26 protein-coding genes are annotated in these 26533 nt (G+C 37.0%); 15 read left to right on the top strand and 11 right to left on the bottom strand.

Features of this window, described 5'->3' with window-relative positions:
- Positions 1-38 precede the first annotated feature (38 nt).
- The 6 genes from ACJJVU_RS11200 to ACJJVU_RS11175 all read right to left on the bottom strand — a co-directional run bounded on the left by ACJJVU_RS11200 (position 39) and on the right by ACJJVU_RS11175 (position 4575).
- A complete protein-coding gene (locus ACJJVU_RS11200; protein ID WP_405225390.1) occupies positions 39-425 on the bottom strand; it encodes a hypothetical protein in 387 nt (128 codons plus the stop codon).
- 202 nt (positions 426-627) lie between these two features.
- Positions 628-1365 (bottom strand): SDR family oxidoreductase, encoded by a 738-nt coding sequence (locus tag ACJJVU_RS11195; RefSeq protein WP_405225387.1) that lies wholly within the window; start codon positions 1363-1365, stop codon positions 628-630.
- Positions 1358-1765, bottom strand: a complete 408-nt coding sequence (locus ACJJVU_RS11190) for a DoxX family protein (protein WP_405225384.1) — start codon at positions 1763-1765, stop codon at positions 1358-1360. The genes ACJJVU_RS11195 and ACJJVU_RS11190 overlap by 8 nt, the downstream gene beginning before the upstream one ends.
- Before the next feature lie 156 nt (positions 1766-1921).
- On the bottom strand, positions 1922-3232 hold the full coding sequence (locus ACJJVU_RS11185; protein WP_405225381.1) for a cryptochrome/photolyase family protein: 1311 nt from the start codon (positions 3230-3232) through the stop codon (positions 1922-1924).
- 109 nt (positions 3233-3341) lie between these two features.
- Positions 3342-4040: an SDR family NAD(P)-dependent oxidoreductase gene (locus tag ACJJVU_RS11180; protein WP_379953067.1), complete on the bottom strand. Its 699-nt coding sequence runs from the start codon at positions 4038-4040 to the stop codon at positions 3342-3344.
- Between the two features lie 28 nt (positions 4041-4068).
- The gene (locus ACJJVU_RS11175; RefSeq protein WP_405225378.1) at positions 4069-4575 is read right to left on the bottom strand and encodes a cell division inhibitor; all 507 of its coding nucleotides are present in this window, start codon (positions 4573-4575) and stop codon (positions 4069-4071) included.
- Positions 4576-4899: 324 nt separating this feature from the next.
- Between ACJJVU_RS11175 and ACJJVU_RS11170 the strand changes: the two genes are divergently transcribed.
- Positions 4900-5745 carry a DUF2911 domain-containing protein gene (locus ACJJVU_RS11170; protein ID WP_298324245.1) on the top strand — a complete coding sequence of 282 codons (846 nt, stop codon included), beginning with the start codon at positions 4900-4902 and terminating at the stop codon, positions 5743-5745.
- 168 nt (positions 5746-5913) lie between these two features.
- A complete protein-coding gene (lpdA, locus tag ACJJVU_RS11165; RefSeq protein WP_405225375.1) occupies positions 5914-7311 on the top strand; it encodes a dihydrolipoyl dehydrogenase in 1398 nt (465 codons plus the stop codon).
- A gap of 758 nt (positions 7312-8069) precedes the next feature.
- Here lpdA and ACJJVU_RS11160 read toward each other — a convergent pair.
- A complete protein-coding gene (locus ACJJVU_RS11160) occupies positions 8070-8633 on the bottom strand; it encodes a YIP1 family protein (RefSeq protein ID WP_405225373.1) in 564 nt (187 codons plus the stop codon).
- A gap of 207 nt (positions 8634-8840) precedes the next feature.
- On the bottom strand, positions 8841-10043 hold the full coding sequence (locus ACJJVU_RS11155; RefSeq protein WP_405225370.1) for a hypothetical protein: 1203 nt from the start codon (positions 10041-10043) through the stop codon (positions 8841-8843).
- A 300-nt stretch (positions 10044-10343) separates the two neighbouring features.
- On the opposite strand from ACJJVU_RS11155, the gene ACJJVU_RS11150 reads away from it, so the two are divergent.
- From ACJJVU_RS11150 to ACJJVU_RS11140, 3 genes are all read left to right on the top strand, one after another.
- Positions 10344-11396 (top strand): COX15/CtaA family protein, encoded by a 1053-nt coding sequence (locus tag ACJJVU_RS11150; RefSeq protein WP_405225367.1) that lies wholly within the window; start codon positions 10344-10346, stop codon positions 11394-11396.
- Between the two features lie 42 nt (positions 11397-11438).
- Positions 11439-11960, top strand: a complete 522-nt coding sequence (locus tag ACJJVU_RS11145) for an IS1096 element passenger TnpR family protein (protein WP_405225364.1) — start codon at positions 11439-11441, stop codon at positions 11958-11960.
- A 71-nt stretch (positions 11961-12031) separates the two neighbouring features.
- Positions 12032-13087 (top strand): nucleoid-associated protein, encoded by a 1056-nt coding sequence (locus ACJJVU_RS11140; protein ID WP_405225361.1) that lies wholly within the window; start codon positions 12032-12034, stop codon positions 13085-13087.
- Positions 13088-13165: 78 nt separating this feature from the next.
- On the opposite strand, the gene ACJJVU_RS11135 is transcribed toward ACJJVU_RS11140, so the two are convergent.
- Positions 13166-14236 (bottom strand): hypothetical protein, encoded by a 1071-nt coding sequence (locus ACJJVU_RS11135; protein ID WP_298324259.1) that lies wholly within the window; start codon positions 14234-14236, stop codon positions 13166-13168.
- Between the two features lie 97 nt (positions 14237-14333).
- Between ACJJVU_RS11135 and ACJJVU_RS11130 the strand changes: the two genes are divergently transcribed.
- The 5 genes from ACJJVU_RS11130 to ACJJVU_RS11110 all read left to right on the top strand — a co-directional run bounded on the left by ACJJVU_RS11130 (position 14334) and on the right by ACJJVU_RS11110 (position 18792).
- Positions 14334-15227 (top strand): ABC transporter ATP-binding protein, encoded by an 894-nt coding sequence (locus ACJJVU_RS11130; protein WP_013752452.1) that lies wholly within the window; start codon positions 14334-14336, stop codon positions 15225-15227.
- 8 nt (positions 15228-15235) lie between these two features.
- On the top strand, positions 15236-16078 hold the full coding sequence (locus tag ACJJVU_RS11125) for an ABC transporter permease (protein ID WP_405225357.1): 843 nt from the start codon (positions 15236-15238) through the stop codon (positions 16076-16078).
- Positions 16079-16333: 255 nt separating this feature from the next.
- Positions 16334-17692, top strand: coding sequence for a DEAD/DEAH box helicase (locus ACJJVU_RS11120; RefSeq protein WP_298324264.1), 1359 nt, complete (start codon positions 16334-16336; stop codon positions 17690-17692).
- Positions 17693-17700: 8 nt separating this feature from the next.
- Entirely contained in the window at positions 17701-18492 is a 792-nt protein-coding gene (locus tag ACJJVU_RS11115; protein ID WP_405225353.1) for an MBL fold metallo-hydrolase, read from the top strand.
- A 45-nt stretch (positions 18493-18537) separates the two neighbouring features.
- The gene (locus ACJJVU_RS11110) at positions 18538-18792 is read left to right on the top strand and encodes a CDGSH iron-sulfur domain-containing protein (RefSeq protein ID WP_339845033.1); all 255 of its coding nucleotides are present in this window, start codon (positions 18538-18540) and stop codon (positions 18790-18792) included.
- Positions 18793-18872: 80 nt separating this feature from the next.
- Here ACJJVU_RS11110 and ACJJVU_RS11105 read toward each other — a convergent pair whose 3' ends face one another.
- Both ACJJVU_RS11105 and ACJJVU_RS11100 read right to left on the bottom strand, forming a co-directional pair.
- Positions 18873-20288, bottom strand: coding sequence for a CCA tRNA nucleotidyltransferase (locus ACJJVU_RS11105; RefSeq protein WP_405225349.1), 1416 nt, complete (start codon positions 20286-20288; stop codon positions 18873-18875).
- A 126-nt stretch (positions 20289-20414) separates the two neighbouring features.
- The gene (locus ACJJVU_RS11100; protein WP_298324276.1) at positions 20415-20975 is read right to left on the bottom strand and encodes an L-threonylcarbamoyladenylate synthase; all 561 of its coding nucleotides are present in this window, start codon (positions 20973-20975) and stop codon (positions 20415-20417) included.
- A gap of 204 nt (positions 20976-21179) precedes the next feature.
- Here ACJJVU_RS11100 and ACJJVU_RS11095 point away from each other — a divergent pair, with 204 nt between their 5' ends.
- From ACJJVU_RS11095 to ACJJVU_RS11075, 5 genes are all read left to right on the top strand, one after another.
- Positions 21180-21935 (top strand): Kdo domain containing protein, encoded by a 756-nt coding sequence (locus ACJJVU_RS11095; RefSeq protein ID WP_405225346.1) that lies wholly within the window; start codon positions 21180-21182, stop codon positions 21933-21935.
- A 136-nt stretch (positions 21936-22071) separates the two neighbouring features.
- Positions 22072-23355, top strand: coding sequence for a DEAD/DEAH box helicase (locus ACJJVU_RS11090; protein ID WP_298324281.1), 1284 nt, complete (start codon positions 22072-22074; stop codon positions 23353-23355).
- 182 nt (positions 23356-23537) lie between these two features.
- Positions 23538-24005: a heme-binding domain-containing protein gene (locus ACJJVU_RS11085; RefSeq protein WP_405225343.1), complete on the top strand. Its 468-nt coding sequence runs from the start codon at positions 23538-23540 to the stop codon at positions 24003-24005.
- A 128-nt stretch (positions 24006-24133) separates the two neighbouring features.
- Positions 24134-25342: a DUF4856 domain-containing protein gene (locus ACJJVU_RS11080; protein ID WP_405225340.1), complete on the top strand. Its 1209-nt coding sequence runs from the start codon at positions 24134-24136 to the stop codon at positions 25340-25342.
- 67 nt (positions 25343-25409) lie between these two features.
- The gene (locus tag ACJJVU_RS11075) at positions 25410-26531 is read left to right on the top strand and encodes an imelysin family protein (protein WP_405225337.1); all 1122 of its coding nucleotides are present in this window, start codon (positions 25410-25412) and stop codon (positions 26529-26531) included.
- Positions 26532-26533 lie beyond the last annotated feature (2 nt).

Raw genomic sequence — 26533 nt, 5'->3', positions numbered from 1 at the left:
GCAGGGTTGGAGTATGGATATTTAGTCTAACGGATGTTTTATTTCAAAGTACTTTCAAAAACTCCTATATATTCTAAAATCTCAGTTGATTTTAATTTAGATTTTTGACTATTTATTCCCTTTTCAAATATTAGAACAAGTACTTTCTTGTCTAGTTCTGTTTTTAAATGTTTTATGCTTTCTGGGTTTTGTATCACTCCATATAGATATTCAAATTTGTTACCCTCAGTAATTGTTTCAATAAAATCTCCATCCAAATAACAGTTTAAATCAGATTTCATTTTCCATTTTGGATTACTATTTTCCCATATTTCGTAATCTCTATCAGATACAGATTCATCAGGTTCAGGTTCCCAATATGATTCAGTATAAGATGTCGCGCCTTTTCTAGTTTTAAACTCTCCTAAAAAAACGTGCACCTTCATATTTTTGATATTTTTCTCAAATTTATGTACAATAGCCCATGATATAAAAGAAATACACTTCCTAATAGCTAAAGGAATTCCTGATTCTTTTTAACGTCTAGTCTCGTTTATTCGATCTAAATATACATTGAATTGGCATAGAGAGCGAAGCGCTTAAAAAGGCGCTTGCAACAAATACGCTTTCGCGAAAGCGAAAAGAAAACTATACGATACCGCCGTTTGTGTATAGCACTTGGCTAGAGACCCATTTTGAGTCGTCACTTACCATAAAGAGAACTGCTTTTGCAATATCTTCTGGTTGTGCTAGTCTGTTGAATGGGGATTTACTTTTAAGTTGCTCTATAAACTCGGCAGATTTGCCTTCTAGAAATAAATCTGTTTCTGTAGGGCCAGGAGCAATACAGTTTACAGAAATACCGCGTCCTATTTCTTGACTTACTACTCGCGTCATTTGCTCAACAGCAGCTTTGGTTGCCGAGTAAATAGCGTAGCTAGGCAACATCATTTTTGTAGTGCTGGATGAAAAATTAAGGATAGTTCCGTTATCTGAAAGGTCGTGGTATGCGCGCTGCATCGTGTTAAAAACACCTCTCACATTTACATCAAATTGTGATGTAAAATCATCTTGTTCAATATCTTGAAAAGGCTTGTTTTTCATGATCCCAGCACAATTGATAAGCACATCTACTTTGCCGTAATGAGCAATCGTTTTATCAAATAATTCTTGTACATCTTCTGGCTTGCTTACGTCTGCTTTTATAGCAATCGCATCACCACCGTTTTCTGTTATGGTTTCTAATGTTTCAGAAGCCTCCTTGTCGCTTGATGCGTAGTTAATCACCACTTTTGCGCCATGTGCTGCAAGTAGTTTTGCTGTCGCGTTGCCTATCCCTTTTGACGAACCTGTGATGAGTATTACTTTATCTAGTGAGTTATTCATGATCAACGGTTTTAAGCGCGTACGTATTTAAAAGTTGGTACACAGCAATTATAAGTAAAGCTATGGCAATATATACGAGCATCATTTTAGGCTCAGGGCGTATTAAATACTCTGTGAGTAGTCCACCTAGCATCGTTCCGGTTAGTAGTAAATAACCCAAAATGTGTGCAACTTCTGTTTTTCTTTTAAGCGTAAGCGAGAGTATAAGGAGGATGGCTGTGATTAACTCTACAACTCCCGTCACGTATCGCGCGATGTTGTTTGGGATTCCTATTACCTCATTAAAATTAGAAAAACCTTTAACGCTTTGCTCAAGACCTATCAGTTTTGGTAATGCAAAATAACCGATGGCTAGTATGGTTATAATCGTGAGTATATTTGCTATGGTTGTTGTTTTCATAATAATTTTTGAAACAAATCTCTAGTAAGTACGAGACGCGTCAAAAGTAATTATGTGTTCTTTATGAAAATTTTAGCAGCGTTGTTAAACCTATATTCTTTTTGTAAGGTTTTTTGAAATTTGCTGTTTGTGTCGTTACGCTTTCGCGAAAGCATACTAAGCCACCGCCTCCTTATACGTCTTTAAACAACGCTCTCTAGCTTCTTTATGATCTACCATTTTCTCAGGATACTTATCTGTGTTATGCTCTGGAATCCACTTTGAGATGTATTCTTTTTGCTTGTCAAATTTATCCACCTGCGTCATAGGATTAAATATGCGGAAGTAAGGTGCTGCATCTACACCAGAACCTGCTGCCCACTGCCAGTTTCCTACGTTTGAACTCATGTCGTAATCCAGTAGTTTTTCGGCAAAATAAGTTTCTCCCCATCTCCAGTCAATAAGTAAGTGCTTACATAAAAAGCTCGCCACCAGCATACGCACTCTGTTGTGCATGTATCCCGTAGTGTTTAGCTCGCGCATACCAGCATCTACTAGTAGATAACCAGTCTCGCCATTTTTCCACTTTTCAAATTCCTCTTCGTTATTACGCCAGTCTATACGGTCGTATTTTGATCTGAAGGCTTTATCCTTTGTATGTGGGAAGTGATACAGAATTTGCATAAAAAACTCCCTCCATATGAGTTCGCTCCAGAAAATCTCATTGGTTTCTGCGATGGCTTTTTTCATCATTTTACGTACACTTACCGTCCCAAAACGCAAGTGCGGCCCTAAATGTGAGGTGCCATCTTGTGCAGGAAAGTTGCGTGTATCTTCGTAATTCTGAATAAGAGTAGGAGTAACGTCATACTCAGGAACCTCAATAGATGATTTTTCAAACCCCATGTCTGATAAACTCAGATTAGGCAGGCGACTGTGTTCTATAAGATTGTTGAGATGCTGGGAAGTGTAGTGTATGGTAAGATCTTTATCTGCATCAAAGCGTTCTTTCCATTTGTTCTTAAATGGTGTGTAGACTACGTATGGATCGCCATCGCCTTTAACCACCTCGTCTTTTTCAAAAATCACTTGATCTTTGAAGGTTTTAAATTCAAAGTCATTTTCTTCTAGCAATGATGTAATCGCCTCATCTCTCTCCTTTGCATACGGCTCATAATCACGATTTGTAAAAACCGTAGCAATCTCATAATCTTTACTGAGCTGTGTAAATACCTTTTCTGGCGTATCGTAATACATGGCTAGCGAACTACCATGCTCATCCTGCAAGGTGCTACGCATATTTTGCAGCGTTTCAAAAATGAACGTCACACGAGCATCATCTTTTGGTAATTTATCGAGAATTTCTTTGTCAAATATAAAGATAGGAAGCACCGGGAAGTCACCTTTTAGTGCTTCAAGAAATCCTACATTATCATCTAATCGTAAATCACGACGAAACCAAAAAATATTTACTTTATTACTGCTCATAGTTGTTGCATAAGAAAGCTCAAAGATACTAATCGCATCTTTGAGCCTTGTGATAATGAGTTGCACGCTCTTGCGAAAGCGTACCACCCATAATTATAAATGTAGGGGTTTAATTTACGTTAAGCGTACTCATTCCTCCATCTACGCCAATCACTTGCCCAGTGATCCAAGAGCTCTCGTCGCCTAATAAAAAGGCTGCAATGTTTGCAATATCTTGGCTAGTACCTACGCGTTTAAGCGGGTGACGAGCGTCCATCATTTCTTTTTTCTTGTCATTGCTCAATAATCTTTTGGCAAGAGGGGTATCTGTAAGCGATGGAGCAATCACGTTTACTCTAAGCTTAGGAGCATACTCGGCTGCTAGTGCTTTTGCAAAACCTTCGATAGCGCCTTTTGCAGCTGCTACACTCGTGTGGAAAGGCATACCTACCTTAACTGCTACGGTACTGAAGAATACTAGACTCGCTTGCTCAGACTTCTTTAAGTGCTCCATAACTTGGTGCACCACCTTAATCATGCTCAAAAAGTTAATCTCTAGGTCTTCTCTAAAAGTATCTACACCTAGCATTTTAAAAGGCTTAAGGTTGATAGTCCCTGGGCAGAATACAAAACCATCGATATGATCTGGCAGCTGGCTCAAATCTAGTTCGTCTTTTTCTGTGTCATACTCGATGTAATTTACATCAAGATTTCCAAGATTTTCATTAGTACGCGATGCTACGTATACTGTGTGATCGTGGTGTAATTTGCTGGCTATTTCAAAACCAATCCCGTGACTTCCTCCTATTAATAGTATGTTTTTGCCCATAGTGTTATATGTTATTGTGGTGATGCAGTTATGCGATTATATCTTGTTTTAAAGTTGTTGTTTCTGTGGGAGCTTTATAAACTCCAAATTTTTCTTCAAGCGCTTTCTTTCTATATTCAAAAATCTCATCAAGCTTAGGTTGTACTAGATAGGGATGTGCTAGTCTACCTAAGAATCCTGCGGGTACTGCATAGTCTACAATATCTTCCATCTCTACACCACCCGGTATTGCTTTGATAAAGTGCTTGTGGTGCCATAATGCATATGGACCATATTTTTGCTCATCTACAAAGTACTCTCCTTCCTTTACACTTATAATTTCTGTCACCCATTTCATTTTAATGTTAGAAATAGGAGTCACCGTATATCGTATAAGCTGTCCTGCATACACAGGTCTATCTGCACCAGATAAGATATTAAAGTTCATATACGATGGAGTGATGGTACCTAGGTTACGAGCGTTTGATAAGAAATTCCAAGCTTCTTCCACCGTGATGGGAACATTTTGCTTGGTATGTATTTGATAGATTTTCATAGTCGCTTTATTGAGAGTTTAAAAATACAATCAAAATGTTTAATTACAAGTACTAAAAGGTTAAACAAAAATTAAATTAAAATAATATATCATTTTGACGCATTACTATATGAGTACCTTATTTAAAGAGTAAAGCAGACAGAAGCATCAAGAGTAGCGGCACACACTAAATACATATTATGGAAAGAAACGGTTTTAAGCCATTTAAGAGAATGCGCTGATATTAAGATTTTGTTAACACTTACCCCTTTAGAACGCCTTATTTTTGTGAGAGACTTTTTCGCGAAAGCGTTAAAAATCACATTAACTAAAAAAACAACAACAATGAAAAAATTACTTTTTGTAGCTTTCTTAGGTCTTATGACTGCGGGCGTTACTGCACAAATTGACACACCAGCACCTAGCCCAGCGGCCAAAGTGATGCAAGTAGTAGGTCTTACAGATGTTACATTAGAATACTCACGCCCAGCAATGAAAGGACGTACCATCATGGGAGATCTAGTGCCTTATGGTGCAATGTGGCGTACGGGAGCAAATGCAAATACTACGGTAAGCTTTTCTACTCCAGTAACAGTAGGAGGGAAAGAGCTTAAAGCAGGTTCTTATGCTGTATTTACTAAGCCTACGCAAGATGCATGGGAAGTATATTTTTATAATGATACAAGCAACTGGGGAACTCCAGCAACTTGGGATGATAGTAAAGTAGCAGCTACGTTTACAGCAAAAGTACAAATGAGTAACATGGTTGCAGAGTCATTTACTATGGGAATCAACCACATTACTAACGAGGGTGCACACTTAACAATGCAGTGGGATAAAACGTTTGTTGCAGTACCTTTTAATGTACCAGCAAACGAGACGGTAATGGCTCAGATTGATAAAATCATGGCTGGACCAGGAGTAAATGATTATTATGCTGCTGCAGTATATCTTTCAAGCACTGGTCAATCTCTAGAAAAGGCAAATACGTACATGGAGAAAGCAATGTCTATGACTAAGGAGCCAAAATTCTGGCAACTACGCCAGCAGTCTTTATTACTTGCAAAAGTAGGTAACAAGAAAGGTGCTATCAAGGCGGCACAAGCATCTCTAGAAGGAGCAAAGGAAGCAAAGAATCAAGATTATGTAAAAATGAACATGGACTCTCTTAAAGAATGGGGAGCAATGTAAGTTGTACTTTTTCGCTTTCGCGCAAACAGGAAAGCCCTCACTAGAGGGCTTTTTTTATGGAAAATTAGTACTTGTCGTTATGATGTGTTTATACAAAAAAAGGAGTCTTGTTTATGTTTTAAACTACTGCTCATATTTGTATCTTTGAATAACTTTTAAAAATAAATTATGAGTTCATACGATGTAGCCATTATAGGCTCTGGTCCTGGAGGATATGTTGCAGCAATACGCTGTGCACAACTAGGAATGAAAACTGCAATTATAGAAAAATATAGTACACTAGGAGGAACTTGCTTAAACGTAGGTTGTATTCCTTCTAAGGCACTTTTAGACTCTTCTCACCACTACGAAGACGCCATAAAACATTTTGAAGATCACGGAATAGACGTAGGCGAAGTAAGCCTTAATCTTGAGAAAATGATCTCGCGTAAGCAAGGCGTTGTAGATACTACTACAAAGGGTATCGAGTTCTTGATGGGTAAAAATAACATAGACGTTTATCAAGGTGTAGGATCTTTTAAAGATGCTACGCACATCAATATTGCTGGTGAAAAGAACGAAACTATTGAGGCAAAAAATACCATTATTGCCACAGGTTCTAAGCCTAGTACATTACCTTTTATCACACTAGATAAAGAGCGTATCATTACTTCTACAGAGGCGTTAAAACTTCCAGAAGTACCTAAGCACTTAGTTGTAATAGGTGGAGGAGTAATAGGTCTTGAACTTGGTCAAGTGTACAAGCGTCTAGGCGCAGAGGTAACCGTAGTAGAGTATATGGATCGCATTATCCCTACTATGGATGGCGCGCAAAGTAAAGAATTACTTAAAGTCTTCAAGAAGCAAAAAATGAAATTTGCACTTTCTCATGGTGTTACTGCTGTAGAGAGAAATGGAGATGAGGTAACTGTAAAAGCGACAGATAAGAAAGGTCAAGAAGTTGAGTTTAAGGCAGACTATGTGCTTGTAGCCGTAGGACGTCATGCTTATACAGATGGTCTTAATCTTGATGCTGTAGGTATTAAGACAGATGAGAGAGGAAAAGTTGAGGTAAACGAGCACTTGCAAACTAATGTATCAAACATTTATGCAATAGGTGACGTGATTAAAGGAGCAATGCTCGCTCACAAAGCTGAGGAAGAAGGAACACTTGTTGCCGAAATCATGGCAGGTCAAAAACCTCACATTGATTATAACTTAATTCCAGGTGTTGTGTACACATGGCCAGAAGTTGCCTCTGTAGGTAAAACTGAGGAGCAACTTAAAGAAGCTGGTGTAGCATACAAGTCTGGACAGTTCCCTATGCGTGCACTAGGACGTAGCCGCGCGAGTGGTGATACCGACGGATTTGTAAAAATCCTTGCAGACAAGGAAACAGATGAGGTACTAGGAGTACATATGGTAGGAGCTCGTGTAGCAGATCTTATTGCTGAAGGTGTAACCGCAATGGAATTCCGTGCAAGTGCAGAAGATATTGCACGCATGAGCCACGCACACCCTACATATGCAGAAGCTGTAAAAGAAGCAGCACTAGCTGCTACGGAAGACAGAGCTTTACACGTGTAATCACAGTAACATATTATAGAGTACTAAAAAACCTGCTAGTGATAGCAGGTTTTTTTTATGGGGTGTTACGCTTTCGCGAAAATAATTAGTGGTTTATATTACTCTTCTTTCTTAGCGATATAATCCTTAACAAGCTCATTGTAGCACTGCATAGCAGTAAATTGTGTGCAGTTTTCTCCTATTAACTTTATTCCATATTGATCTCTGATTCTTTCTTCAAACTCCTTATTTCGGTTGTATTCTCTTTGAAAGTACTTTATCTCTTGATTGATTACATCTTGCTTAAATTTCTTTGTGATTTCCACACACGAATCAACCTCAAAATAATCATAATACTCTGTAAGGCTTTTGTTGCATTGAATTCGGTTAAAATTTGCCTTTGCTAATCTCAGATTAAAGAATATTGATAAGGATAGAAATGAAATGGACGCGATTATAATTAATACTCTAAATTCTTTGTATGACGATGATAAAATGACAAATATCATTAAACTAATACCGCTTAGAAATAGGAATAATTTTGAATAGTCTAAATCAGATATCACGGAGGCAAAAGGATCCCTATAAATGATATTAATCACTAATATTATTAGGTTTAAGAGAAAAAGGAGAACTATATATCTAATAGCTTTTGGGTACATAGTTTAGATATGTCTTATAAAATTTTAAACTCTCAGTAACATATAGCATGATGGTATTGAGTTCTAACCAGTTAAATTCTATGAGAATTAAATTAATCTGCTTTAGAATTGTAATTTTTATGATATGATTAAATATGGAAGTAAAAAATATAATCCAACGATAAGTGCTATTAAAATTGACAAATTCAATATTGCTTTTGCTGTTCCGTAGTCGTTAAACATTAATAATCCTTGAAATATTATTTTTCCAGATAGCAACCAACTCAGCAGCAAAATAAAATTAAATAAACTAGTGTTTTTTATGCCTCCGATTCCATAATTAGATTTTTTTAATATTATAATAATTATAAATCCAATAATAATTGGGAAATATGAGTATGCTAAAAGAGAAAATATCTCAATAAAATTACTATTTCCATTAAACCATTTTCCAACCTGGTATAACATGTAGGAAAATATTAGGCCAACTAGAATCGAGAATAAAATAGACAATCCAAACTCTAAGAAAATTTGAAGTATTCCATTTTCGTAAGCTTCTTGTTCAAAATCGGTTATAAATTGAATCATTCCATAAACACCAAAAATCAAGAGACTTTTCCTGTATAAGTCATCTTCAAATTCTTCGTCTAAAATTTTTAAACCTCTTTTTGTTGAAAATAATGTTAATAGTAATGATTTCATATTAGTGAGGTAAATTATACACAATATACTACACAGTATTATATTCAATAGCTCTATTCTTTCAACGTTATCAACATCTTATACGCTAAGGGTGAATGTCTCCAACTTTCATCCACCTCTTAATACATCAATCAAAAAAAAAGAGCTAGACACATTGAGTTTAGCTCTTTTAGAATATTAAAATTATCTATAAATTTTTAGGTCTTTTTACTGCCTGATTGCTGTAATGTAAAAGACAATATTTCCTGGCGTAATTTGAGCGTTGGTTGCGTTTGCAACTCTAACCGTAACTGTATTTGCGGCAGATATATAACAGCTCCAAGTTAATCCAGCCGGAAGTGCTGTGGCTGGGGCACAGGAACAAGACATTCCAACTTGTGCACCTGCGATATACACACCGTAGGAATCTGTAGTGCTATTAGCCGCTACATTATAATATATAGATGCCGATGTTGTTGTAGGGCTAGTAGCGCCGCTACCTGTTTGTATTATTCTGCGAGTACCAGTATTATCCGTAAAATAGAGATTAGTTCCATTATACTCAAGAGCTCCAGCTTCTGGTGTAGTCATGATGGTTCCTTGACTTAACTTTATAGGTGCAGATTGTGCTGCTGTTGTACCTGGCCTTATGTGTAAAGTTGCCGTAGGGTTTGCTTCAGAAAGTCCAGTATTACCCGTGCTTCTTACAATTATGCGTTCACGTTGAGTAGTAGCACCTTGAGGTGTAGTATTAATTACAAAACGAGATGGCGTATTTCCTGGAGAGGCCATGCCGTCCATATAAAATCTAAAACCACCTATTTCTTGTATACCATTACCATCGTGAGTTTTTGCTATAAATGAACCAACTTCACCATTACTAGCAAGTGCTGTTGGACTATCTAGTGTTCCTCCTGTATTGTAAACAATTACATTAGGTGGGTTAGTATTTGCACTTGTAATTTGAAAATCATTATCTCCAGGACCTCTAAACTCAAAGCGTTCTATAGGATCTTCTGTCCCAAAACCTATACGACCATCATCTGTAATCACGATTTGTGTGCCTGTAGTACTAGCTTGAGATGCAAAGATTAAATCATCTCCAGATGCGTTTATACCATCTCTCCATTCATCTGCAAAACCTACCCATCTCGTTTGCGAGTGATCCCAGTAATAAAAGCCACGATTATCAGAACCGTCTGTAGTATTTAAAAAGACTAAAATACCATCTTGATCTGCTGTAGGGTCAACAACAGGAAAAGCTTGTACTCTCGGAATTAAGATTCCATCTGTATTACTAGGCAGGGCTTCGTTACTAGCTGTAATGTCAAGAGTACTAGCAGGTGACGTAGTATTTATTCCTACTTGGCCAAAGGACTGTATCGAACAAAGTAATGATGCAACAAAGAGGACTGTTGTAATGAATTTCATAGCAATAGATTTGGGTTAACCAGTCGTAAAAATAGTAATTGACTGTAAGTCAGTAATTCAAAAGTGAGATTTTTCGATATAATCATAATTACTCACGATTAACTACCTAGATGGCTGTTGTATAGGGGTTAAAAGAAATGAATAGACAGTTCTGGTAGAGACAAAAGCTTTTAGTTAAAGTGTAATTAAGACTAGAAAATGCATTTTAAAAGCAGTCCCAATTTTCAAGTATTTTGAACACCAAACGAGATTTAAAATAAGGTCGTTTTGTATTTTTGCACCTCTTAAAAATGAACACTTATGTGGTACAGACGCCTTCTTAAAATATCCATTATATTTTTATACTTAATTATCATTGCTGGAGCAGTGGTACGTATGACGGGAAGTGGTATGGGATGTCCAGACTGGCCGCAGTGTTTTGGGTATCTGGTACCACCTACAGAGGAGAGCGAGCTGCGATGGGAGCCTAACCATCTGTATGAAGATGGACAAGTAATCATACTAGAGGAATCATTGCGTATTGCTCCTACAGATTTTACTTCTGGAGATTCTTATAACGAAGCAAACTGGGAGACGTATGAGAAGCATGATTATGCTAGTTTTAATGTGTGGCATACGTGGATAGAGTATATAAACAGGCTTGTAACTGCACTTGCAGGAATCCCTATGTTACTCATGGTTATCCTAGCTTTCTGGTATTGGAAAGGTAATAAATGGCTCATTTTTGCCACGTTCATGGTATTACCTCTCATGCTTTTTCAAGCATGGCTTGGTAAGCAAGTGGTAGATTCAAATTTACTTCCTGTTAAGATTACCATTCACATGATAGCGGCGTTATTTATTGTAGCCTTATTGTTGTTCTTATGGTGGAAATCTCAGATAAAGGAAGGTGTACAGGATACGCTTTCGCGAAAGCGTATTTATGACCCACGCTTTAAAAACTTAATAGTCATAGCAAGTTTACTCACACTTGTGCAGATAGCCCTAGGAACGCAAGTGCGTCAATATGTAGACGAGCGTGTGGCCGAAGTAGGCTATGAGGCTAAAAGCTTATGGCTGAATCCTGCAACAATATGGTTTTATGTGCATAGATCTTTTTCAATACTTGTAACGCTATTGAATCTTTATATTTTCTGGCGTAATAGAAGCTTATTTTTAGGTCATACTAAGTTGCTGAACTGGGTGCTTATTTTTATAGGGCTGGAGGTAGTAACTGGGATTGCTATGTACTACATAGATTTTCCATTTGGTACGCAACCTTTACACCTTGTAGTGTCGTCATTATTGTTTGGCGCACAATTCTACGTATTGTTAGAAAGTTTCCCAAAAAGGGGAGCCCTCTCTCCTGCGTAGTTGTTTAAAACCAATTATCTTTACCATCTTAAAATTTTTACAATGATTTACCGTTTTAGAGCAATTCTAGACACAGAAGAAAACGTTTTTCGCGATCTTGAAATTGAAGCAACAGATACTTTAGAAGATTTACATAATGCTATAAATCAGTCTTTTGGATTTGATGGAGCAGAGGTTGCCGCTTTTTACTTAAGTGATGATACATGGATGCAAGGAGAGGAGTTTGCACAATTTGATATGGGAGAAGGTGAGAGCCAGCTACGTATTATGAATGAGACTTCGCTAGATGGTCTTTTAGGAGAACACCAGACACGTCTTATCTATGTGTATGACTTTTTAAATATGTGGCGTTTTCTAGTAGAACTGGCTGAAATTACAGAGCCAGAAGATGGCATGACATATCCTAACTTGATGTATGTACAAGGCCAAGTGCCAGATCAAGCGCCAGAGTTTGAAATGGAAGATCAGGAGCTAGGAGCAGAGGACGACGATGATGATGAGTTTAATGACGACTATAACATCGACGATTTTGACGATCTTAGTTTTGATGAAAACTGGAACTAGTTTGCTTTAAATTTTACGTAGTACCTTGAGCCTGCTATTGCAAGCTCATAATTAACAACCTATACCTACAAATGATAAACTTATACAGTGCCCAGATAGAATCACTTTCCATTCACCGTATTGGAAATAAAGGTAAAGCAGAAGGGCTTTTTGTATCTCAAGATCCATATCCATTAAGTGATGAACTTACACCACTTATTAAGGAGTTTTTCTTTAAGCCTTTTCGTGAGAAAGAGGAGAATTATTATAAATTCTTCCATGAACAAGATATAGAGTTTAACACGCTTTTTAGTCTAGCAAAGAAAATATTTGATAATCCAAGTGGTACACACTTACTTTCTGAAGATATCGCAAAGCATCTTTATGGACAAAGTGATCACCCGCATATCAAACCAGGAGAGTTATACATCGTACACTTAGATGGTGTGCAGATAGATAATATTAAAACAGATGCGATAGGGATCTTTAAGAGCGAACTTAAACAGGATTTCTTACAGTTTCGCGAAAGCGGGACAAACTTAGAGATGATTCTTGAGCAAGGGATTAATCTTAATAAACTAGATAAAGGGTGTTTGATTTTTAATCATAAAGAAGAGGAGGGGTATAAAGTACTCTCTGTAGATTCTAACCGCTATGATACGAAGTACTGGCTAGAGAATTTCTTAGGAGTTGAGATTTTTGAAGATGAGACTTTCTACACTAAAAAGTACTTGAAGTTCTGTCAAGACTTTGCAAAAGACGTTGTATTACCTGCAGAGGATAAGAAGGAAGAAGTTCTTTTTATGAACCGTGCGGTAAATCACTTTGCAAAGAACGATACCTTTGACGAGTCTGCTTTTATGAATGAGGTGATTGAAAATCCAGATTTAATACCTGAGTTTAGAAACTATAAAACAGAGCAATCTCCAAAATATAAAATAGAGGATCTTACCGATTTTTCTATAAGCAACAAAGCAGTAACAGCACAGCGTAAGAAGATCAAGAGTGTTATTAATCTTGATACTAATATCCAGATAAAACTAGATTTTATCAATGGAGAAAGCGCAGAGAAGTTTGTTGAAAAAGGATGGGACGAAGAAAAACAGATGTACTATTACTTAGTGTACTTTAATAAAGAACAGAAATAGTAATAACCAGTTCTGATATAAAAAAAAGCGTAGCACACGCAGTGCTACGCTTTTTTTATGTCGCTAGTTTTTGAAGCGTTATATATCTTTTATAATTCTCTTTAAACTGATGTCTTCATAGTTACGTTTTACAAATTCTAAGGCTGCTCTCAGTATAGCTCCCATATTTGCTGCACGTCTAAATTTCATATCGTTTGTAAAGTCATAAATATCTGCTCTCAATTGCTTGACATGGTCGCGTGGTGAGATATTATCAGTTGCCATTACTCTAAGTAATCTTGTGAGGCGTTTTTTACCATTTATGATTCGCTTTGCTAGTAAAGCTCTTTCTTCATTGCGATATTGCTCGATAGAGCGGTTGTCTAAGCGCTTTGCAACAAGCCTTACAAGTTTTATATTTTCTTTAAAAATTGCTGGTTGGTAGACTTTAAAGTTACCTTCATAACACTGCTGGTCAAAATCTATCGCGCGTATTTTATAACGAACTAGATCAAAATCGTGTGTAGGTATAATTACAAAATTATACGATCTCATGTCTCCTAAGAGCGTGATCATGCAACGTTCATTAAACTTTACAAACTCCTTTGCTATTTGGGCAAGCCCTAGGTCATCACACTCCTTAAGATGCTCATTTATAAATTCGTCACCAGGAATACCGGCAATATGTTCTTCAATAAGAGTGTTTTTATAAACTAAGAAATTAATCCTATTAGGAGAAAGTATATGTTCTAGTTCTAGCCCATAAATTCTACTTGCATCTGCCTGTTTTACATAAAAGTATACATAGTTATTATTGTACACATTTAATACTTTGATGCGAAAAGGCTTAGAGTTTCCAAAAGTGCAGTAGTCTATGCCGGCTATTTTTAAATAGTCAAAAATATTCTCATTACCATCAGAGTGGAGTTGGGTATATATACTTTTGAGATTATATTCAATTTCATTTTGTTCAAACTCGGGATAGTACACGCGTATCCATAGCGTGTCATTATCTTCCTTATCATAAACAGTAATACCACCAGAAAAGCGTAAAAGATCTTCATAAGAAATAGAAACCTTAGTAGTCCTTCCGTAATTGTCTAAATAAGCAAGGAGCTTCTCATTTACAGGGAAAGAAGGTTTCTTCTTTGACATTAACTTTTTCTCCATAGGGGTGTATGCTTTTTAGTAAAGATACTAAAGGCTTGTAACAAATACCGGAGACAGACGTCTTGTAAACACTAGCAATCAAAAAACAACCAAGATATTGGAAACTATTTTAACAATTAACAATCTCACGAAGCATTACGGCCATGTGAAGGCGGTAAATGATCTCTCGTTTACGATAGAAAAAGGAAACGTGTACGGAATTCTAGGACCTAACGGAAGTGGTAAATCTACTACCTTAGGAATGGTGCTTAATGTAGTAAACCCCACGGCAGGAACTTTTCACTGGTTTGACGGGACAGATACTACACACAATGCCTTAAAGAAAGTAGGAGCTATTATAGAGCGTCCTAATTTTTACCCATACATGACAGCGGCACAAAATCTTGCTTTAGTTTGTAAGATTAAAGATGTCTCACCAGATAAAATTCAAGAAAAACTTACTATCGTAGGTCTGCTAGATCGTATGCACAGCAAGTTCAGTACGTATTCTCTTGGGATGAAACAGCGTCTTGCTATTGCTTCTGCATTGCTTAATGATCCAGAGATTTTAATTCTTGACGAACCTACTAATGGTTTAGATCCTCAGGGAATACACCAGATAAGAGAGATTATAAAAAACATTGCAGCAGGGGGAACTACCATTCTCTTAGCTTCTCACTTACTAGACGAGGTAGAAAAAGTGTGTACGCATGTCGTGATCTTACGTAAAGGAGTAAAACTTTATGCTGGACGTGTAGATGCCATGAATGCAAGTCACGGATTTTTTGAGCTACGTTCTGATAATCTTGCGCTATTAAAAACGTATTTAGAGAGTCATTCAGACTTTGGAGAAGTGAGTATAAAAGATGATCTTCTCACGGGGTTCTTAACGAATCCGCTTGACGCGAAAACGTTAAATACTCAACTACACCAGCAAGGAATTGTACTTACGCACCTAGTGAAGCGTAAAGAAAGCCTTGAAGAGCAATTCCTTGAATTAACTAAAAACTAACCAACCAGATGTTACGACTACTTACCATAGAATATCATAAACTCAAGCACAGTAAAACGTCTCGAGTACTCATAATTGGCTATTTCATTTTACTCTCGGCAATAGCATTGCTCGCTTCTATAAAGTTTAATCTTTTTGGAGCCGAGTTTCGCCTGGCAGATCAGGGTATTTTTAATTTCCCATATATCTGGCATTTTAATACCTATGTTGCGGCAATACTTAAGTTCTTTCTTGCCGTGGTGATTGTCTCCATGACGGCAAATGAATATAGTAATAGAACACTCAAGCAAAACCTTATTGATGGATTAAGCAAGAAGGAGTTTATACTCTCTAAGTTTCTTACAGTTGTTGTGTTTTCGGCAGTGTCTACCATATTTGTAGCAGTAATGAGTCTTATTTTAGGCTTTGCATTTTCAGATTTTACAGAGGCATCTATCGTTTTTTCTGATATGGAGTACTTACTAGCATTTTTTATCAAGCTAGTTGCATTCTTTTCATTTTGTCTCTTTTTAGGGATACTTATAAAGCGTTCGGCTTTTGCGTTAGGATTTCTTCTTATGTGGTATTTCTTTGAAGGCGTAGTGCAATTAGTGTGCTTGTTCTTTCAAGAGAAGTATGACATGGAAGGTTTACGCAGTAATGTAACACAGTTCTTACCGCTAGAGTCTATGAGTAATCTTATAGAACAACCTATTACAAGATTAAACGTAGTACAGTCTGCAGCAAATCAAATTCAGGCAGATGTGCTTTCAGATTACACGGTATATTTCCATGAGATTGCCATTGTATCTATATGGATATTCATATTTATTTATGCGAGTCTTGCCTTACTTAAGAAGAGGGATTTATAAGATCTCGCTTTCGCGAAAGCGTACATACACCAAAGCGCTCACATCATCGTGAGTGCTTTTTTTATGTGTTAAAGTTTCATTATTGAGACTTAGTATAGTTCTGAAAATTCTATCCCAAAAGAAGATTGCTGATTATTTCTTGTGTGACCAAATTCTAAAAAGAGGTAATACCCACAAATGATATACTTTTAAGCCGATAATACGCTCTAAAGTACTGTCAATCTTTAAAAAAGAGGTATTTTCGCGTTTATAGCTATGACTTTTAAAGACCTCAATCTCGATAAATTTTTGTGGAATGCCCTAGACGATATGGGATTCACTCAACCTACTCCTATACAGGTGGATGCACTCGCTCCAGTTATGTCTGGTGGAGATGTGGTTGGGATTGCACAAACTGGTACGGGTAAAACCTACGCGTACTTACTTCCTATACTTAGAACACTTCCATATTCTCGTCAAGAGAATCCGCGTGTGCTTATCCTTGTCCCTACAAGAGAATTAGTGCTGCAAGTGGTAAGTGAGCTAGAAAAGCTTACAACGTACATTGATGTGCGCGTTGCTGGTGTATATGGAGGTGCAAATATTAATACTCAAAAAGCACTTATTGCTCAAGGGCAAGATATTGTGGTTGCTACTCCAGGAAGGCTTTATGACCTTGCGGTGAGTAGAGTATTACAACTCAAGAGTATCCAGAAAGTGGTGATTGATGAGGTAGATGTGATGCTAGATCTAGGTTTTAGACCACAGCTCATGAATATTTTTGATATTCTACCTAAGCGTCGCCAGCATATCATGTTTAGTGCAACGATGACAGAGGATGTAGATGCACTTATAAAAGATTACTTTAGCGCGCCTCAATTTATTAAGGTTGCAAAAAGTGGTACACCGCTGGAAAACATTACACAGATAGGTTATAAAATGCCTAACTTTTATACGAAAGTAAACTTCCTATTAGAAGAACTTGCTTTTTCAAATAAGTATCCTAAGGTGCTGTTATTTGTACGTGATAAACGTATGGCAGACAGGCTTTATTCAAAATTAGAAGAGGCTTTTCCGGGTGATGTAGATCTTATACACTCAAATAAAACGCAAAACTACCGTATCAATAGTATTAAATCCTTTGCAAAAGGGAAGGTACGTATGATGGTAGCTACAGATGTAATGGCACGTGGTCTTGATATAGATGATATTACACATGTAATTAACATCAACACGCCACGTTTTCCAGAAAATTACCTCCACAGAATAGGTCGTACAGGTCGTGCTCAAAAAGAAGGAGTTTCTATTGTTTTTAGTACTCCAGAAGAGGATGAATACCTAGCAGAAATAGAAGCATTAATGGGAGTGAAGGTTGCTATTCAACCATTGCCAGAAGATGTCGCGATTTCTAAAGAACTAACTCCAGAGGAACGCCCAGAAGCAAAAGAAATTTTTAATCCGCATCGATGGAATAAAAATGATGACGATGCTCCAGGGCCTGCTTTTCATGATAAAAGTGAAAAGAACTCTAAGGTCAATTTAGGTGGTGCTTATAGAAGGGAAATAGCCCAAAAATATAAGAAACCTAAGACTAGGGGAGATAAGAACTACAACAAAAGAAATAAACGTAAATAAGTAAAAAAATGTGTCGACTACTACAGATGTTAGGGATCTGTCTAGCCGTACTACTATTAAACTCCTGTTTTGATAATAGTAAGTATGATCCAGAACCATATGTAAGATCTTTGGAGATCATAAAATTATCAGAGCAAGATTACATACATGTATCTTATCTAAAAGATAGTTATGGTGGTTTTATTCCTTGTAATGGTTACATACGTGTAGAAGGAAGCGAAGCTTTTATTTTTGACACACCTCTTAATGATACGCTTTCTGAGCAGCTTATCACATTTGTACAAGAAGACTTAAAGGCAACTATAAAAGGGGTGCAAGTGAGTCACTCCCATATAGATGGTGCTGGTGGTATTAACGCTTTCGCGAAAGCAAAAATACCCACCTACGCTTCTGCTGAAACAGCAGCATTGCTAGCCAAAGATTCTATAGCTATTAGCAATCCTTTCTCACAAAAAGACAGCATACAAATAGCCGAAAATTTTATAGTTATGCAATATCTGGGTCCTGCTCATAGTGATGATAATTCTATTGCATACATAAGAGCATCAGATATTTTATTAGGTGGTTGTATGATCAAGCCGCTAGATGGAACAAAAGGAAATCTCGCAGATGCAAATCTTGATGAGTGGTCAAATACAGTAACAAGGTTACAAAGCCATTATCCAAAAGTAGTACAAGTGATTCCAGGGCATGGCGGTAGAGGAGATAAAGAGTTACTTGACTATACAATTGGTATGTTCCAGAAAAGTAGTGAAGTAATAGGCGATAACGAAGAAACAGTTGAGGTCGCTACAAATTAAAAATATAAATCATCACCAGCTTTTGAGGTGATTATCAAATAAATTATGGAAGACAATAAAAAAGTAGCAGGTATTGCACCAATAGCTGTAGAGCTAGAAGAAGGAAAGAAATATTCATGGTGTACTTGTGGTCACTCTGAGAAGCAACCTTTTTGCGACGGAGGACATAAAGGAGCAGAAAGTACGCCTAGCTTACGTTTTGAAGCAGAAAAGACAGGAACAGCATACTTATGTAACTGTAAGATGACAAAGAATCCTCCATACTGTGATGGAAGTCACAAGACTTGTGAGATAGGTTAATAGCTTAACTAACTATCATTAAAAAGCCCTTAGTATATCTACGATATGCTAAGGGCTTTTTAGTTGGATGAAGACATTCTCTATTTAATGAGTTTTATATCTTTTGCTTTTTTGATCATAAAAGCAAGGGCAGCTTCCTTTTCATTTGGGATTTCACCTTCTAAGATAGCTTCTTTAATTGCTTCCTTAAGTATCCCTATCTCACGACCTGGCTTAAGATTAAAAGCTTCCATGATTTCCTCTCCAGAAACTGGCGGCTGAAAGTTGCGCACGTGGTCACGCTCTTCAACCTCTTTCATTTTCTCACGTACTACTTTAAAATTGTTGTGGTACCTCTTAAAGCGTTTTGGGTTCTTTGTGGTGATGTCTGCTTCACATAGCGTCATGAGATCTTCAATGTGATCTCCTGCGTCAAAAATGAGCCTTCTTACAGCGCTATCTGTCACATGATCTTCTGAGATAACGATAGGTCGCGAACTCATAAGTACCATTTTTTGGACAAATCTCATTTTGTCATTTAATGGCATTTTGAGACGTTTAAATAGTTTGTAGACCATTTTTGAGCCTACAAACTCGTGCCCATGAAAGGTCCAGCCTACTTTTTTTGAAAACTTCTTCGTTGGCGCCTTTCCTATATCATGTAGCAATGCAGCCCAGCGTAGCCAGAGATCATCGGTATGTTCTGAGATGTTATCTACTACTTCTAGCGTGTGGTAAAAGTTATCTTTATGTTTTTGTCCTTCTATCTCATCTATACCTTTCAAAGCCATAAGCTCCGGTAAGATATATGGGAGTAGTCCTGTTTTTTCCAACAGTAAAAAACCTTTAGAAGGAGTAGGGCTCAACATTATTTTATTAAGCTCATCTACAATGCGCTCGTTTGTGATAATCTTAATGCGCTCTGCATTTCTAGTGATAGACTCTAGCGACGTGCGCTCAATCATAAAGTCTAGCTGTGAAGCAAAACGGATTGCACGCATCATACGAAGTGGGTCGTCACTGTATGTGATATCTGGATCTAAGGGCGTTCTTATAATCTTACGTTCAAGATCGCTTATTCCGTCAAAGGGATCAATCACATCGCCATAACCGTTATCATTGAGCTTAATAGCTAGTGCGTTTATAGTAAAGTCACGACGGTTTTGGTCATCTTCTAGTGTGCCATCTTCTACTACGGGATTACGACTGTCTGTAGCATAAGATTCTTTACGAGCACCTACAAACTCAATATCCATATTACCAGAGCGTAACATAGCAGTGCCGTATGTTTTAAATACTTGAACTTTAGGTTTGTTTGGTAAAATTTGCGATACTTTACGAGCAAGTGCAATACCACTACCCACAGCTACAACGTCAACATCTTTTACTTCTTTATTACGTTTTAAAAGGTAATCACGCACAAATCCACCTATAACGTAGGTTTCTAGTTCGAGTGCATCTGCGGCATTAGAAATGGTGTTAAAGATAGGAAGGGAGAGTGCGTTCTTTAGATTCATTACTAGAATTTAAATAGAGGTAAAGGTGTGGATTTGGCACATTTTCGCGAAAGCGAGATCATGCCAAGCATATTTTTATAAAAATAGAGATAGGCTTACTTAATTAAAAGTAGATACTTAAATGAATTATTCTCTAATGATGGTTACTTTACCATCTTCTGTAAGTTTTATAATTGCGCTAGGTTTAGTTGATGTGCGATCACGATCTAAATTCACTACATAATCTACACCGTCTATAATTTCTTGAGAAATCTCACTAAAACTTTGAGGAGTAGGCTTTCCAGTTACATTTGCGCTTGTAGAAACGATAGGTTTTCTAAACTTTTTAAGTAAAAAGTTACAAAACTGATTACGACATACTCTAAAGGCAGTGCTGTTATCTGGTGCAATCACATTAGTAGCCACACGTATAGGATCATCATAGATGATTGTGGTAGGCTTTGCGGCATATTTAAGTATGTCATATGCTACCTCAGGAATATTTTCAATATACTGGTTAAGCATTTTAAAATCACTTACAAGACAGATAAGAGATTTACTCTCTGCGCGCTTTTTAAGTGCATATACTTTATCTACGGCATCTGGGTTTGTAGCATCACAACCTATTCCCCATACAGTATCTGTAGGGTAAAGAATAAGGCCACCTCTTTTTAAAACGGCTAGTGCTGCGTCGTGTTCTTGTTTCATCAAATAAATTTAACTGCAAAAATAACCTATTCTTTTTTTATTAGTATACTCTAAGGCACTTTGTAAAGGGAAGGATAGCAATTTTATATATTTGCGGGATATAATGTATTGATGTTTTATAGTAAGCGACTGTAATCGTAAGAGCGACTTCTTATGAATTTCTAACGCAACGACATTAAATGCCATCTTAACTAACTCATATCTGTGAACATAGTTTTCTCAAAAAAATTTAAGGGTGATACAGAAGCAATCAAGCAGTGTATCACAGATTTTGATACTTCGGGTAAGAAGTTTGATGAGCGCAAGCGCAATTCTTTAAAGCTTTTTGAAGTAGGAGGAAGGGTGATTAATGTGAAGTCTTTTAAGGTTCCTAATCTTGTTAATAGAATAGCTTACAAATATCTGCGCAGCTCAAAAGCAGCGAGATCTTTTGAGTATGCTCATAAGCTTTTAGAAAACGGGATTCTTACACCACAACCCATTGCTTATTTTGAAGAAGAAGGAGTGTTATTTGGGCAAAGTTTTTATGTGAGTAATCATCTCAACTATGATCTTACGTATAGAGAGTTATGTGAAGCATCTCCTTACTTAGGGAATAAAGATATACTAAGTGCTTTTGCAAGGTTTACGTATAGTTTACATGAAAAGGGAATACACTTTCTTGATCACTCTCTAGGTAATACGCTCATTGTTATCACAGATAAAGGCTATGATTTTTACTTGGTCGATCTTAATAGGATGAAATTTGGCCCTATGGATTTTGAGACGCGTATGAATAATTTTGCACGTTTATCTCCACGTCCAGAGGATATTGCAGTAATGGCTGGTGCTTATGCAGCAGAGAGTGGTGATAATGAGAAAAAAGTATTTGATGCCATGCTAGCAGCGGTACAAAACTTCCAAGAAGCATTTTATAAAAAGAAACGACTTAAAAAGCGTTTAAAATTCTGGAAACGCTAGTGACGTGCAAATCGTTTTGTGTAAAGAAGGCATATAGTCACAACACTTTGCTAATAGCGGAGTAACTAATTAAATAAGCCCTACCTTCGCGCTTTAAGGAAGTGACTACATATAGGTCATTTCACAAAACCTTTATATGTCATTTAAATCTTTAGGGCTCTCTGATGCCCTGCTCAAAGCTGTGAGCGAAAAAGGCTATACAACGCCATCACCTATTCAACAAAAAGCAATCCCAGTAGTACTTCAAGGCAAAGATGTTCTTGCAAGTGCACAAACAGGAACAGGAAAAACTGCTGGATTCACATTGCCTATGATCCATAGGCTCATAAATAACCCAAGACAAGGACGCCGTAAGATAAGAGCACTTGTGCTTACGCCTACAAGAGAACTTGCTGCACAAATACAAGAGAATGTATTAGAGTACAGTAAGTATGTAGATATTAAATCTATGGTCATCTTTGGAGGAGTGAACCAAAACCCACAAGTACGCACCTTACGTCAAGGCGTAGATATTCTAGTTGCCACTCCTGGTAGATTATTAGATTTACAAAACCAAGGTTTATTAAGCCTTTCTGATGTAGAGTTTCTAGTACTTGATGAAGCAGACCGTATGCTTGATATGGGCTTTATACACGATATTAAAAAAGTACTAAAAATGGTTCCGGCGAAAAGGCAGAACCTCCTTTTTAGTGCAACCTTTAATACAGACATTAAGAAGTTTGCTAGTAGCATTCTTACTAATCCTGTATTAGTAGAAGCAACACCAGAAAACACTACTGCAGAGAAAGTAGATCAAAAATCTTATAGAGTAGATAAGTCTCGTAAAACAGAAATGCTTATCAAATTTATAAGAGAAGGAAACTGGGATCAAGTACTTGTATTTACAAGAACAAAGCACGGTGCAAATAGACTTTCTGAAAAACTTGAAAAAGACGGAATCTCATCTGCAGCAATACACGGTAATAAGACACAAAACGCAAGAGTGAAAGCACTTGCTGGTTTTAAGAGTGGAAAAGTTCGCGTACTTGTAGCTACAGATATCGCAGCTCGTGGCCTTGATATTCCATTATTACCTTATGTAATTAACTATGAGCTTCCTAATGTGCCAGAAGATTATGTACACCGTATAGGTCGTACAGGTAGGGCAGGAGCAAGTGGTCAAGCAATATCACTAGTAGGTGTAGATGAGGTAGAATACGTAAGAGGAATAGAAAAACTCTTAGGAGAAAAGCTACATAGCGAAGTATTAGAAGGTTTTCAGCCAACAGATACACTAGCGCAGATCAAAAAAGAAGCTGCCGAAAATAAAGCAAGACACCAGCAAGGACGTCGTAACTCACGTAATGGTGGAGCACGAGGAAAAAGTACTGGAGGAAGTAAAAGTTCTGATAGCAGAAATAAAAACTCAAGAAGACGTTAATTATATTCTTCAATAATTATGAAACCTCTTATCTGTATGGATAAGGGGTTTTTTTATGCTTTCGCGAAAGCGTATGTTAAGTGAACTTTATTATCCTTAAACTTATTTAGAATAATTAAAGATAAGGTTGTCTCTTTTTCAACTACGTATTATTTTTGCCGCATAATACAAACAACCATATTATGAAGATTCTTCGATACTTTTTAATCATTGCACTTATTGCGCTTGTAGTTATTCAATTTATTAGACCAGATAAGCAAGAAGGTAATTATCTCGCTATAGATGCATTTGAAACAGAAACTAATATGCCTGCAGAGGTGAGAGCGATATTCAGCAACAATTGTTATGATTGTCATAGTGGTGTAACCACATATCCTTGGTATGCAGATATAGCACCTTTATCTTATTGGGTTAACGATCACATTGAAGATGGTAAAAGACATTTTGATGTGGAAGAGTGGAATAACTATTCCCTCAAGAAAAAAGACCATAAACTAGATGAGCTTATAGAAGAAGTAGAAGAGGGAGAAATGCCTTTAAAATCATATACACTCCTTCATGGAGACTTAACTGACGAAGAAAAAGAGCTTTTAGAAAATTGGGCAAAAGAAGCTCGAACCCAGATACAGAGCGAGATGGTGGTACAGTAAAACTAGCAAAAATCAATTTTAACACATTCTTATTCTTATTTATTCTAAATAAGCTTGCGAGAACGAGAAATGACTATTATTTTTGCCGTCGTAAACAAATTCACTATTTATATTAAGTCTAAATAAAAATGAAAAACTTCTTACCAATAGCATTAGCAATTACGACAATCGCCTTTACATCATGTGAAGATGACGATAGCCCAGTAATCGAACAAGAAATTGAAGTAGTTGCACCAGCAACTTATTCTTTTGAAAGAAATGGAGAAAGCACTGTAAGCTTCTCAGGACAAACAACACGCATCGCAATGGCACAAGAAATTGTGAGCGAGATGAGTGATTTTGATAATGCATCTATAGCATCATTAACAGACATGTTTGCAAATGAGAACAACCCTTTTGAGGATGCAGATTTAAATGCGTCTGACAAGAGTGTAAAAAGCAAAGTAGCTGCATCTACAGATTACTTTTCTACAAATGCAGCAGCCTCTGCTGAAATCAAAGCATATATAGAGTCACACTTCACAACACAAATAAATGAAGTATTTCCAGCTCAAAATACACAAGCTTCTATAGGTGTTGCTGGTCAAATAGCAGATGGAGAAAGCACTCGCTACGTTGCAGCAAATGGTTTTGAATATAACCAAGTAGTTGCAAAGAGTCTTATAGGATCACTTATGGTAGATCAAATGCTTAACAATTACTTAGGTACAAACGTACTAGACGCTGGTACTAATGTAGCAGATAATGATACAGATGTACTTGTAGAAGGAGCAGTTTATACAGACATGGAGCACAAGTGGGATGAGGCTTTCGGTTACCTTTTTGGTAACAGTGCAGATCCAGCAAATGCAAATGCTACTATAGGTACAGATGATTTCTTTTTAAACAGATATTTAGGTCGTGTAGAAGGAGATGAAGACTTTGCAGGTATCGCTCAAGATGTTTTTGATGCTTTTAAACTAGGTCGTGCAGCAATCGTTGCAAAGGATTACGAATTAAGAGATGAGCAAGCAGAAATCTTAAGAACAAAAATCTCTGAGGTAGTAGGTATTCGTGCAGTTTACTACTTACAACAAGGTAAAAATGCAATAGAGGCAGGTAATTTTGGGACTGCATTTCATGATCTATCAGAAGGTTTTGGATTTGTATATAGTTTACAATTTACACGTAACCCTGATACAGATGCACCATACTTATCTAGAGAAGAAGTACAAGGAATCGTAAGCCAACTTACAGCTGGTAACGGACTTTGGGAAGTTACACCAGCAACCCTTGATTTGATATCAACTACGATAATAGATCGTTTTGACTTCACATTAGAGCAGGCAGGAAGCTAATAAGAAATAACACCTATTAACAGGGAGCCCATTGGCTCCCTTTTGGTGGTAAAAAGAAGAATTAACTATGAAAAAGATTTTTGGAATTATAGCAATTGCTTTGTTCTTTTATGCATGTGGTAGTGATGATACAACCATTACAACAGACGATAGTGGAACAGATAACACAGGTAACTTTGATCGTAGCGCGATGCTTACTAACTGGGCAGATAATATTATTGTGCCAGGTTATGTAGACTTTAGTGCAAAGGTAAATACGCTAGAAAGCGCAACAGCAGCATTTACTGCAGATGCTAGTGATCTTACCGCAGTGCGTGCCGCATGGTTAGACGCTTACAAAACATGGCAACGAGTTTCTATGTTTGAAATAGGCCCAGCCGAAACGGTGAACCTACGTCTTAATGTAAATATTTACCCAGCAAATGTTACTACCATAGAGAGTAACATTGATAACGGTTCTTATGATTTCGGACTTTCATCTAACCGCTCTGCCAAAGGTTTTCCAGCAATCGATTACTTATTATACGGTCTAGGAGCAGACGAGACTACAATTCTTGCAGTTTATAATGGAACAGAAGGAGCAGCTTACAAGCAATATCTTAATGATGTAGTTGCAGATATGAAGCAACTTACAGCATCAGTATTAAGCGAGTGGCAAGGTTCTTACAGAGCTGCATTTATAGAAAACGATGGAGCTTCGGCGACGGCGTCTACAGATCGTTTTGTAAATGATTACATATTCTATTATGAGAAGTTCTTACGTGCTGGTAAAATGGGAATTCCTGGAGGCGTATTTTCTGGTAATGTAGAAGTTGGCAATCTAGAAGCACTGTATGCAGGTAACCTTTCTAAAGAATTATTCTTAGTAGGTCTAGATGCAACTCAAGACTTCTTTAATGGAACAGCTTATAATACTAGCGCTCAAGGCGAAAGCTTATCATCATACCTAGATGAGCTTAACGCTATTGAAGGTGATATATTTTTAAGTTCGATTATTAATAATCAGTTTGATGTTGCACGTGCTTCTGTAACGGCTTTAGGTAGTTTTGAAAGCGAACTTTCTCAAAATCCTCCTTCTACATTCTTAGAGTCTTATAATGAAGTACAACGTCTTGTACCACTTCTTAAAGTAGATATGGTAAGCGCGATGAGCATTAGTATTGATTTTGCAGATGCAGACGGAGATTAGAT

The organism is Dokdonia sp. Asnod1-B02 (genome assembly GCF_045063955.1).
In the GTDB taxonomy this organism is placed as follows: domain Bacteria; phylum Bacteroidota; class Bacteroidia; order Flavobacteriales; family Flavobacteriaceae; genus Dokdonia.
The sequence above is the reverse complement of the archived record's forward strand: the minus strand, read 5'-3'. Positions and strand labels throughout refer to the sequence as shown.